This window comes from Marinimicrobium sp. UBA4209 (assembly GCF_002381585.1).
GTDB lineage: Bacteria > Pseudomonadota > Gammaproteobacteria > Pseudomonadales > Cellvibrionaceae > Marinimicrobium > Marinimicrobium koreense.
The window spans coordinates 352-11,137 of sequence record NZ_DFTP01000052.1 but is presented as its reverse complement, the minus strand read 5'-3'; the positions used below and the strand labels follow the sequence as shown (position 1 = coordinate 11,137).

The following is a 10,786-nucleotide window of genomic DNA, read 5'->3' as shown; positions in this document are numbered from 1 at the left end:
CGGCGGATGCGCGCTTCGCGCTTATCCGCCCTACGCATATCTCGGTACCCGCTGTATCGAACCTAACCCAACCTCAAACCAACGCCTTATCCGTCGCAAACGCCAACGCAAAGGCCCCGGGACCGACGTTGACGGTGCCGGTCATGCTCATCATCGAGAGCAGGGTTTTCACCCCCGCTTTCTGACAATCCTTCCGGAACTGCACCAGGGTCGGATGTTCCTTGATCTCATCCAGGCAGCCACCGTAACTCATGGTAATGGCATCACAGGTCAACCCCTGCTCCATCTGCTTGCGCACATGGTCGAACAACACCTCCAGGCTGCCCCAGAAGCCCTTGCCGGTGGTCATTTTGGCGGTGTCGCCTTTGTGGATCTGAATGATCGGCCGCCGGTTCAGCATGCTGGCCAATTTGAAGTTCACCCAGGAAATTTTGTGATCGGACTTGCGCATGTGCCGGCGCTCGCGCATGTAGGCCAGGTCATTGGGAATGATGTAACCGTAGACCTCCTCGCGCATATGGTCGATGGCCCGGATGGAGCGGTTGATCGGGGTTTTCTGCTCCTTCAGGCGCTTGACCAGTTCATACACCAATAGTCCATGTCCGGTAAACATGGTCATGCTGTCGTACAGGCGAATGCGAAAGGGCGGCCGGTTGGGGCGCTCCATGGCCCGGAACTTGGGCTCGTTGACCATGGCCGCCTCGGACACCCGCTTGAACACCTCGCTCTTCTTGCTGTTGGTGGTGATTACCTGAACCAGGTCGTAGTTGGGCAGCAGTTTGCGTTGCAGGAGCTGGGTCATGTCTTCCACCGAGAGGGGCTCGGACTGGGCCAGGCCGTATTTCTCCCGGGTGTGGGACTGATAGAACCGCAGGGTGTTGGCCGGGTTGCGGTAGTCCAGTTGCCGACCGCCAGCGTGGTGGATGTAGATCGGCAGTACTTCAATGTTGTTGTCCCGAATAAATTGGGCGGGCAGGTCGCAGGTGGAGTCCACTGCGATACAGGTACGCGCGTTCATGGTTATCCCTCCGGGGTTTATTTGAACACGGCCAGTGTGCGTGGTTTCACGTTCCGGGGGGATAGGGGATTACCCATGGAGCTTGTGCGGCGATAGCAGCACGTTTTGTGCGATTTGGCGCACAGGGTTGCGGATTTTGGTGGGGCGAGCGAAGGGGGTGACGCGAATTGTGGTTACGGCGGATGCGTGGGGTTGGGTTACGGCGGATGCGGCCTCCGGCCTCCGAAGCGTCGGACCGATCCGCCCTACGCGTGGTTTGGAAACTGGATTTTTATTATCGCTCCGCCCATCTCGGACTTACCAATACTCAACCGCCCCCCATAACTCCCCACAATATCCGCCGCCACGGCCAGGCCGATCCCTTGCCCGGCCTGCAGGGTATCCAACCGCTGGCCGCGCCGGATTACCTGTTCGCGCTGGTCCTCGGGAATACCGGGGCCATTGTCTTCCACGGTCAGATGTAAATGCTCACTATCGCCGTGGGCGCTGACGCGTATGCGCCCCCGCCCATACTTGCAGGCGTTGTCCAGCAGGTTGCCGAGCAGCTCCAGCAGGTCCTGCTCATCGCCGGGGAACGCCAGCCCGTCCGGAATGGCCAGCTCAAACTGCGGTGCCTGCTCCCGGTAGACTTTTTCCAGGGTGTTCACCATGCGCCGAGCGGCGGGCTGAATGGGGGTCTGCCGGTGGCTGCCCTGTTGCTGCTCCGACACCGCCCGGCGCAACTGGTAACTCACCACCTGATCCATACGGGCCACCTGCTCGGCGATCACACTTCGGGCTTCCTTATCCGGTGCGCTATCGCTGGCCTGGTTGCGCAGCACGGTCAGGGGCGTTTTCAGGCTGTGGGCCAGGTTGCTCAGGCTGTCCCGGTAGCGCTTGCGCAGGGACTGCTCCCGGTCCAGCACCTGGTTGAGGTTGTCCACTACCGGTTGCAGCTCCGCCGGGTGGCGACCTTCCAGGTGCGGGCGGGAGCCATCGCGCATGGCATCCAGCGCCCGGGCGAGTCGGCCCAGCGGGCGCAGCCCCCAGCGCAGGCTCGCGCTTTGGGCAATCACCAGAAGCAGGGCGGCGGCGCCCAGCCAGCGCCAGAGCTGGCGCCGGAAGCTGGCCAGCTCGGCCCGGTAGGGCGTTTGATCGCGCAACAAGGTCACCAGATAGTCGTGATCCTGTCCGGCGTCATCCTCCCAGATCACCGCGTAACGGGCGCGCCAGTGGGGTTGTCCATCCAGCTCGATCTGGTCGAGCAGCAAGTCGCCCGGCTGTGGAAACTCCCCGGTGGCGGGCAGCTCCGGGCGCAGTTGTGCCGAGTTGGAATGCCAGACGGTGCGTCCTGCCCGGGTTGAAAGGTAGCCATAGAGCCCGGAGTTCAGGCGCTCGAAGTTGGGTTCCAGCAGCGCCGGAGGCATTTCCAGTTGGGCCTGCTCACCGGTGCCCTGCATTTCCGCCACGCTGAACAGCAGGTAGATCTGGCCCTGCAACTGTTCCCGGGCGGCGGTGGTCAGGCTGCGGTCAAAGGCCCGCTCCAGAGCCAGCCCGGTCAGCCCCAGAAACAGGGGCAGCACCAGCAGTGAGGCCAGCAATAATCGGGCATTCAGTGACAGTGGGCGCTGACTCACGAATCGGCCGACCCCTGGGGCAGGTTCAGGCAATAGCCCAGTCCACGCTGGGTAGTGATCAGCTTGAGCGAGCCGTCCGGGTCCAGTTTGCGGCGCAGGCGACCGATAAACACCTCGATCACGTTGCTGTCCCGGTCGAAGTCCTGATCGTACAGATGCTCGGTCAGCTCGGTTTTGGACACCACTTTGCCGTTGTTCAGCGCCATATAGGCCAACGCCTGGTATTCGTAGCCGGTCAGGGTGACCGGTTCGCCATTCAGGGTCACCCGGCGGGCGATGGTATCAATGGCAATGGGGCCGCCCTCGATCACGCTGGAGGCCAGACCGCTGGCCCGGCGCAGCAGGGCATTGAGCCGGGCGCGCAGCTCTTCCGGGTGAAAGGGTTTGGTGAGGTAGTCGTCGGCGCCGGCTTCCAGGCCTTCCACCTTGTCCTGCCAGGCGCTGCGGGCGGTCAGAATCAGGATGGGGTAGCTGTGGCCTTCGGCGCGCAGGGTGCGGATCAGGCTGACGCCGTCCAGGTCCGGCAGGCCCAGGTCGATTATGGCCAGGTCGTAGGGGTGCTCCTGCCCCAGAAACAGGCCTTCGCGGCCGTCCGGGGCCAGGTCGATGGCAAAGCCCTCGGCGTGCAGTTGCTGCTGAATCTGGGTGCGCAGGGCGGGGTCATCTTCTACCACTAACAGACGCATGGCGGGTCTCCTGTCACCTGTTTTTAGCGCTTGAGAATCTGTCCGGACTGGCCGTCGACCATGACGGTGCTGATGCGGCCGTTGTCCTGCAGGATTTTGATCCGGTGTACCACGCGGCCGCCGCGATTCTGGGTATCGACTTTCAACACCTTGCCGCCGTAGCGTTTCTGCACGATGGCGGCGGCACGGGAGGCACTGACCCGGCTTTCCGCCTGGGCAATCGGCAGGATCTGGACGGACTGAGGCGCGGCGCTGGCGGTCTGCGACAGCGGTGCGCCAGCGAGCATCAGCAGTGCGATCAGCAGGCCTCGGCCCATCAGTGTTCCCCGGTGTTGTGTCATATTCAGGAGCCCCATACAGTGACCCACGTAGCTTACCTTGTCCCAAGCGTAAGAGAAACTGGCTGAACGGGAGCTGAAAGCCCCAAAAAGCGCCGCCAAACAGGGTATAATCGCGGCCATTGTGTTGAGAAAGTGTTCTGAAACCGCAACTTTGAGGATGTGAGAGCCTCCCGACCCTATGAGTGATTCGAGCAACGTCATCGAGTATATGGCCGATCTGGGCCGCAATGCCCGTCGTGCCGCCCGTGTGGTGGCTGCTGCCAGTGCCGGCACCAAAAACCGGGCCCTGCTGGCCATGGCCGAAGCCCTGGAAGCGGCGCGCCCGACCCTGGCCGAGGAAAACCGCAAGGACCTGGAAGCCGGCGAGGCCAACGGCCTCGACGCGGCCATGCTGGACCGCCTGGCGCTCAAGCCGGCGACCATCGACGGCATGATTGAAGGGCTGCGCCAGGTCGCGGCACTGCCGGATCCCTGCGGCGCGATCACCGATATGAACTTCCGGCCCAGCGGTATTCAGGTGGGCAAGATGCGTGTGCCTCTGGGCGTAGTGGGGATCATCTATGAATCCCGCCCCAATGTGACCATCGATGCCGCCAGCCTGTGTCTGAAGTCCGGCAATGCCGCGATTCTGCGCGGCGGCAGCGAGGCGATTCATTCCAACCGCGCCATTGCCGCCTGCCTGAAAAAAGGTCTGGCCGAGGCCGGATTGCCGGAAACCGCCGTGCAGGTGGTGGAAACCACCGATCGGGCCGCCGTGGGCGAGCTGATCGCCATGCCCGAGTACGTGGACGTGATCGTGCCCCGGGGCGGCAAAGGCCTGATCGAGCGGATCAGTCGCGATGCGCGGGTGCCGGTGATCAAGCACCTGGACGGCATCTGCCATGTGTTCATTGATGCCAAAGCGGATCTGGATAAAGCTTTCAATATTGCCCTGAACGCCAAGACCCATCGCTACGGTGTGTGCAACGCCATGGAGACCCTGCTGGTGGATCAGACCGTGGCCGCCGAAATTCTGCCCCGCCTGGCGGATGCCTATGCCGAGAAGGGCGTGGAGCTGCGCGGTTGTGAGCGCACTCGGGCGCTGATTGAGGCGCAGGCTGCCACCGAGGAAGATTGGGCCACCGAATACCTGGCCCCGGTGTTGGCGATCCGCGTTGTGGACGGGCTGGATGAGGCCATGGACCACATTGCCCAATACAGCTCCCAGCACACCGAGGCGATCGTGACCGAGGATTACACCCGGGCGCGCCGCTTCCTGCACGAGGTGGATTCCAGCTCGGTGATGGTCAATGCCTCCACCCGTTTTGCCGATGGGTTCGAATACGGCCTGGGGGCGGAGATCGGTATTTCCACCGACAAGATTCACGCCCGGGGCCCGGTGGGCCTGGAAGGGCTGACGTCCCAGAAATGGATTGTGCTGGGCGACGGACACATCCGTAACTGATTTATGACTCAGGCGATCGGGCTGCTGGGCGGCACCTTTGACCCCATTCATCTCGGGCACTTGCGCATGGCACTGGAAGCCGGGGAAACCCTGGCGCTGGATGAGGTACGGCTGCTGCCGTGCCACCAGCCGCAGCATCGGGCGACGCCGGATGTGAGCAGCGTCGAGCGCACCGAGATGTTGCGCCTGGCCTTGGCCGATTGTCCGAGCCTGGTTCTGGACGATCGCGAGCTGCACCGCGATGGCCCCTCCTACACCCTGGATACCCTGAAAAGCCTCCGCGCGGAGCTGGGGCCGGCGGTGCCGTTGATCTGGATTCTGGGTTGCGATGCCTTTCTCGGGCTGGAGCAGTGGCACGGCTGGCGGGAGCTGCTCGACTGGGGGCATCTGCTGGTGATCGCCCGACCCGGCTGGGAGCTGCCCTCCCGGGGGCCGCTGGCCGAGTGGCTGAGCGAGCATCAGGTGGCCCCCGAAGCGCTGACCGCGTCTCCGGCGGGCGCCATTGGCGTGCAGGCCCTGCGTCTGCTGCCGATCTCGGCCACGGAAATCCGGTCCCTGATCCAGGCCGGGCACTCTCCGCAATTTTTACTGCCCGACGCGGTCTGGCAGTATATTCGGGACAACAACCTTTATCGGGCCCGTGCTTGAGCGGGCCTTACTCTTTTTATACATGACTGAAACAGGTGGCGAATGTCCGCAGCGTTAAATGAGCTTATTGTCGAATCCCTGGAAGACCTGAAGGGGAAAAATATCGTGCAACTGGATGTCCGGGAGTTGAGTGATGTGATGGATACCCTGATCATCGCCAGCGGCACCTCCAGTCGCCACGTGAAGTCCCTGGCCAACAACGTGGTAGAGGATGCCAAGCACGCCGGCCATCAGCCGCTGGGTGTCGAGGGTGTGGATTCCGGTGATTGGGTACTGGTGGACTTCGGCGATATCGTGGTGCATGTGATGCAGGAGGAAACCCGGGGCTTCTACGACCTGGAAAAACTCTGGTCCATGGAACCGGGTAATCGTACGGAGCACTAACCCATGCGCATTCGCCTGATTGCGGTGGGCACCAAAATGCCCGACTGGGTGGAGCAGGGCTACGGCGAATACGCCAAACGCCTGCCCCGGGACTGCACCGTGGAACTGGTGGAACTGCCGCTGGGCCCGCGGGGTAAAAGCAGCTCCACCGCCGTGGCCATGGAGCGCGAAGGCCAGTCCATGATGGCCGCCATCGGCAAAGGGGACCGGGTCATCGCCCTGGATGTGAAAGGCAAGGCCTGGAGCACCGAGCAACTGGCCCGGAACCTGGATGAGTGGCGCATGAGCGGGGCCAATTACAGTTTACTGATTGGCGGGCCGGACGGACTGGCCCCGGAATGTCTCGCTCTGGCTGAAGCCAAGTGGTCGCTCTCGGCCCTGACCCTGCCGCACCCGCTGGTGCGGATTCTGGTCATTGAACAGCTGTACCGGGCTTACTCGATACTGCACAATCACCCATACCATAAGTAAAGGTCGCGACGGGTTACCGTTCATTCATGTCTGAAGCCCAGCGTTTTAAAGATCACCACCGGGAAGCCCGCGTTTTTCTCAGCCGGGTGATCACCACCTCTGTGATCATGGCCGCTCTGGTTGCCGTGCTGGTGGCGCGGTACTACAGCCTGCAGGTCACCCATCACCAGGACTATGCCACCCGCTCGGACCGCAACCGGGTGCACGTGCAGCCGGTGCCTCCGACCCGTGGGCTGATCTACGACCGCAATGGCGAACTGCTCGCCGATAACCGACCCAGCTATACCCTGTCGGTCATTCGCGAGCGGGTGAGCGACATGACCGCCACGGTCGAGCTGCTGCGGGAACTGGTGGATATTCCCCAGAGCGACCTGGAAAAGTTCTACGACCAACTGCAACAGTGGCGCCGTCCCTTTGAAGCCATTCCCCTGCGCTATCGCCTGACCGAGGAGGAAATCGCCCGCCTGGCGGTCAACGAGTATCGCCTGGAAGGGGTTGAGGTGAACGCCCAGTTGGTGCGCCACTACCCCAAGAGTGACCTGTTTGCCCACGTGCTGGGCTACGTGGGCCGGATCAGCCAGGCGGATCTGGCCCGGTTTGATGAGGACCAGTACCAGCGCTACAGCGGCACCCACTCGATTGGTAAGACCGGCCTGGAAAGTGAGTATGAAGCCCAACTGCTGGGCGAAGTGGGCAGTCAGAACGTGGAAACCAACGCCCGGGGCCGGGTATTGCGCGTGCTGGATCGCACCGACCCCAAACCGGGCGAAGATCTGCAGCTGCACCTCGGTTCCCGCCTGCAGGCGACCGCGGTCAGCGCCCTGGATGACTACCGTGGGGCGGTCGTTGCTCTGGATGTCAAAACCGGAGGCGTGCTGGCGGCGGTGTCCATGCCCAGTTTTGACCCCAACCTGTTCGTCACCGGGATCAGTTTCCGCGACTATCGCAGCCTGAACCAATCTCTGGATCTGCCGCTGTTCAACCGGTTTTTGCAGGGGCAGTATCCACCGGGCTCCACCACCAAACCGGTGGTCGGGTTGGCCGGCCTGCACTATGACGTGGTGGATGCCGAGCACACCGTGCGCGATCCGGGCTGGTATCGGCTGCCGGGCGATGATCGCCTGTATCGGGACTGGAAACGGACCGGGCACGGTTTGAAGGTGGATCTCGAACAGGCGGTGGTCGAGTCCTGTGATGTTTACTATTACGACCTGGGTCATCGAATGGGGGTCGATTCCATTCATGAGTTTGGTGTGCAGTTTGGCTTGGGGTCGCGGACGGAGGTGGATATTCCCTCGGAGCGCAGCGGTATCTGGCCGTCCCGGGAGTGGAAGCGCAATCAACGCGGTCTGCCCTGGTTCCCGGGGGACAACCTTAACCTTGCCATCGGTCAGGGCTATGCCCTGGCTACGCCCATGCAACTGGCCCAGATGACCGCCACCATGGCCAGCCGCGGACGTCGTTTGCGCCCCCAGATGGTGGCCAAAGTGGGGGACCAAGAGCGGCCGGTCATTGAAGAGGCGCAGATGGAGGTGGCCGAGGAGGATTGGGATTACATCATCAATGCGATGGTGGGGGTGATGCACGGCGAGCGCGGAACCGCCCGCCGTGCGGCCTATGGGGCGGACTACCAGATTGCCGGTAAAACCGGTACCGCTCAGGTGGTCGCCATTCCCCAGGGGGAGGAGTACGACTCGGAGGCGCTGGAAGAGCGTCAACGCGACCATGCGCTATTTGTTGGTTTTGCCCCGGCGGATGACCCGCAAATTGCCGTGGCGGTGATTGTTGAGAACGGCGAATCGGGTTCCGGGGTGGCCGCGCCGGTGGCGCGTAAAGTGTTTGATGCCTATCTGCGGGGTATTTACCCTCTGGCGGATCCTGTGCTGGGGGCGCGCACACCATGAGTCATCAGGATTTTCTACGCCGCCTGCCCGAGGCGGGCCAGGGGTTGCGCCGCCGGGATCGGCTGCAGCAGCGACTGCACCTGGACTTTACGCTCTTATTGCTGCTGTTGGCCGTAGCGGCCTACGGTCTGGTGGTACTTTACAGCGCCAACGGCCAGTCAATGTCTGGCATTCAGCGCCAGGGTGCCTATTTTCTGGTGGCCTTCGTCGCCATGTTCGTTACCGCTCAGGTGCCCCCCCATCTGTTGCGTCGCCTGGCGCCCTGGATGTACGGCGGCGGTGTTTTGTTGCTGGTACTGGTGTTGGTGCTGGGCATCGGCGCCATGGGGGCACAGCGCTGGCTCGGCATTGGCGGATTCCGCTTTCAGCCCTCGGAGGTCATGAAACTGGCGACCCCCATCATGGTGTCGGCCTACCTGGGGCAGCGGCTGCTGCCGCCGCGGTTGAAGCATGTTCTGCTGACCCTGATTCTGGTGGCAGTGCCGGCTTTGCTGATTGTTCAGCAGCCGGATCTGGGGACGTCACTGTTGGTAGCCTCTTCGGGGCTGGTGGTGCTGTTTTTCGCGGGGCTGTCCTGGCGCTATATCGTCACCGCCTTTGTCGCGGTGCTCGCGAGTATCTGGCCGCTGTGGAAGTTCGGTATGCACGAGTATCAGCGCCAGCGCGTGCTGACGCTGTTCAACCCGGAGCAGGACAGCCTGGGGGCCGGGTGGAACATTATCCAGTCCAAAACCGCCATCGGCTCGGGCGGCTACTCCGGCAAAGGGTGGCTTCAGGGTACCCAGTCCCAGCTCGACTTTCTGCCCGAAGGGCATACCGATTTCATTATCGCCGTGCTGGGGGAGGAATTTGGGTTGATGGGGGTGCTGTTGCTGCTCGGGCTGTATGTGCTGATTATTGCCCGGGGCCTGCTGATCGCCCTGCGCGCCCAGGACAGCTTCAGCCGGCTGCTGGCGGCGAGTATCACTTTTACCTTTTTTGTGTATATGTTCGTGAACGTGGGCATGGTGTCCGGCCTCTTGCCCGTGGTCGGCGTCCCCTTGCCCCTGGTCAGCCAAGGGGGGACGGCCATTGTCACCCTGATGGCCGGCTTCGGCATTCTCATGTCGATTGCCACCGAGCGTCGACGTGTTACCCGTCAGGAGTAAACAGCAACCGTGATCAGTCAGTGGCGACAGTGGGGGATAGCGTTGGTCGGGGTATTGGCCAGCGCCGGTGGTAGCGCCGATTATCGAGCGCATCCAGAGGCGCAGGCTTTTGTGAGTGAGCTGGTCGAAGAGCACGGCTTTCAGGCGTCCCGACTCGAGGGTTGGCTGGGCGAGGCAAAGCGGCAGGATGGCATTCTTGAGGCCATCGCGCGGCCTGCGGAGCGCACCCGCACCTGGGCCGAGTACCGCCCCATCTTCCTTCAACCGCTGCGCGTGACCCGGGGCATCGCCTTCTGGCGGGAGCACCGCGAAGCATTGGCGCGAGCCGAGCGGGAACTGGGGGTACCGCCGGAAATCGTACTGGCGATTATCGGGGTGGAGACCAATTACGGTCGGACCACCGGCTCGCACCGGGTGATCGACGCCCTCAGTACTCTGGCCTTTGACTACCCGCCGCGCGCGCCTTTCTTTCGCAAGGAGCTGGCGCAGTATTTTATTCTGATGCGTGAACACGAACAGAACCCTTTGGCTTTTAAGGGGTCCTATGCCGGAGCCATGGGTTACGGCCAGTTCATGCCCTCGAGCTACCGGCACTACGCGATCGACTTCGACGGGGACGGCTTTGCCGATATCTGGAATAACCCCACCGATGCCATTGGCAGTGTGGCCAACTATTTTGCCGAGCACGGCTGGCAGCGCGGAGCGCCGGTAGCGCTGCGGGCCCGGGCCTCGGACGATCTGGCGCGGGGCGACGCCTCGGACTGGAACCGCATTCACCCGCCGGAGCTGACCGTGGCGGACTGGGCCGAGCGCGGCCTGACACCGATTTTTCCGCTGCCGGCCGAGCTGCCCGCCAATGCGCTGGCGCTGGCAGGCGATTTTGGCGAGGAGTTCTGGCTGGCGTTTCACAATTTTTATGTGATCACCCGCTACAACCGCAGCCATCTATACGCCCTGGCAGTAGAACAACTGAGTAAAGAGATAAAAACCGCGATGGAGACCGAACAATGACACTGGTTCGCGCCGCCCTGGTACTGGGGCCTCTGGCCCTCATGGTTGCCTGTGCTCCCCTGGGGCCCGTTGAAGAGCAGGATCGCGGGCCGGACAAGCCGGTAGATCTCTCCCA

11 protein-coding genes are annotated in these 10,786 nt (G+C 62.7%); 7 read left to right on the top strand and 4 right to left on the bottom strand.

The window, feature by feature from the left end; translation table 11 throughout:
• Positions 1-73: 73 nt before the first annotated feature.
• From B3187_RS07710 to B3187_RS07695, 4 genes are all read right to left on the bottom strand, one after another.
• Complete coding sequence (locus B3187_RS07710; RefSeq protein ID WP_286805549.1) at positions 74-1,018, bottom strand: DegV family protein; 945 nt, start codon at positions 1,016-1,018, stop codon at positions 74-76.
• 245 nt (positions 1,019-1,263) lie between these two features.
• On the bottom strand, positions 1,264-2,634 hold the full coding sequence (locus tag B3187_RS07705) for an ATP-binding protein (RefSeq protein ID WP_286805547.1): 1,371 nt from the start codon (positions 2,632-2,634) through the stop codon (positions 1,264-1,266).
• Entirely contained in the window at positions 2,631-3,320 is a 690-nt protein-coding gene (locus tag B3187_RS07700; protein ID WP_123638084.1) for a response regulator transcription factor, read from the bottom strand. The genes B3187_RS07705 and B3187_RS07700 overlap by 4 nt, the downstream gene beginning before the upstream one ends.
• Positions 3,321-3,343: 23 nt before the next feature.
• Entirely contained in the window at positions 3,344-3,661 is a 318-nt protein-coding gene (locus B3187_RS07695) for a PepSY domain-containing protein (protein ID WP_286805545.1), read from the bottom strand.
• 178 nt (positions 3,662-3,839) lie between these two features.
• On the opposite strand from B3187_RS07695, the gene B3187_RS07690 reads away from it, so the two are divergent.
• Genes B3187_RS07690 through mltB form a run of 7 tightly spaced genes read left to right on the top strand, consistent with a single transcriptional unit; the run spans position 3,840 to position 10,671 of the window.
• The gene (locus B3187_RS07690) at positions 3,840-5,105 is read left to right on the top strand and encodes a glutamate-5-semialdehyde dehydrogenase (RefSeq protein ID WP_286805543.1); all 1,266 of its coding nucleotides are present in this window, start codon (positions 3,840-3,842) and stop codon (positions 5,103-5,105) included.
• A gap of 3 nt (positions 5,106-5,108) precedes the next feature.
• On the top strand, positions 5,109-5,753 hold the full coding sequence (nadD, locus tag B3187_RS07685; protein ID WP_286805542.1) for a nicotinate-nucleotide adenylyltransferase: 645 nt from the start codon (positions 5,109-5,111) through the stop codon (positions 5,751-5,753).
• Between the two features lie 42 nt (positions 5,754-5,795).
• Positions 5,796-6,137, top strand: a complete 342-nt coding sequence (rsfS, locus tag B3187_RS07680) for a ribosome silencing factor (protein WP_123638080.1) — start codon at positions 5,796-5,798, stop codon at positions 6,135-6,137.
• 3 nt (positions 6,138-6,140) lie between these two features.
• Complete coding sequence (gene rlmH, locus B3187_RS07675) at positions 6,141-6,608, top strand: 23S rRNA (pseudouridine(1915)-N(3))-methyltransferase RlmH (protein ID WP_123638079.1); 468 nt, start codon at positions 6,141-6,143, stop codon at positions 6,606-6,608.
• Positions 6,609-6,634: 26 nt separating this feature from the next.
• The gene (gene mrdA, locus B3187_RS07670) at positions 6,635-8,512 is read left to right on the top strand and encodes a penicillin-binding protein 2 (protein ID WP_286805538.1); all 1,878 of its coding nucleotides are present in this window, start codon (positions 6,635-6,637) and stop codon (positions 8,510-8,512) included.
• Positions 8,509-9,660: a rod shape-determining protein RodA gene (gene rodA, locus B3187_RS07665; RefSeq protein ID WP_123638077.1), complete on the top strand. Its 1,152-nt coding sequence runs from the start codon at positions 8,509-8,511 to the stop codon at positions 9,658-9,660. Before mrdA ends, rodA begins: the two co-directional genes overlap by 4 nt.
• 9 nt (positions 9,661-9,669) lie before the next feature.
• Entirely contained in the window at positions 9,670-10,671 is a 1,002-nt protein-coding gene (gene mltB, locus B3187_RS07660) for a lytic murein transglycosylase B (RefSeq protein WP_286805536.1), read from the top strand.
• Positions 10,672-10,786 lie beyond the last annotated feature (115 nt).

Bases quoted from the DNA above. Each gene is read 5' to 3' on its own strand.
- B3187_RS07690 (WP_286805543.1), top strand. From the start codon at position 3,840: ATGAGTGATTCGAGCAACGTCATCGAGTATATGGCCGATCTGGGCCGC.
- B3187_RS07710 (WP_286805549.1), bottom strand. From the start codon at position 1,018: ATGAACGCGCGTACCTGTATCGCAGTGGACTCCACCTGCGACCTGCCC.
- B3187_RS07695 (WP_286805545.1), bottom strand. From the start codon at position 3,661: ATGACACAACACCGGGGAACACTGATGGGCCGAGGCCTGCTGATCGCA.
- B3187_RS07700 (WP_123638084.1), bottom strand. From the start codon at position 3,320: ATGCGTCTGTTAGTGGTAGAAGATGACCCCGCCCTGCGCACCCAGATT.
- nadD (WP_286805542.1), top strand. From the start codon at position 5,109: ATGACTCAGGCGATCGGGCTGCTGGGCGGCACCTTTGACCCCATTCAT.
- rodA (WP_123638077.1), top strand. From the start codon at position 8,509: ATGAGTCATCAGGATTTTCTACGCCGCCTGCCCGAGGCGGGCCAGGGG.
- rsfS (WP_123638080.1), top strand. From the start codon at position 5,796: ATGTCCGCAGCGTTAAATGAGCTTATTGTCGAATCCCTGGAAGACCTG.
- rlmH (WP_123638079.1), top strand. From the start codon at position 6,141: ATGCGCATTCGCCTGATTGCGGTGGGCACCAAAATGCCCGACTGGGTG.
- mrdA (WP_286805538.1), top strand. From the start codon at position 6,635: ATGTCTGAAGCCCAGCGTTTTAAAGATCACCACCGGGAAGCCCGCGTT.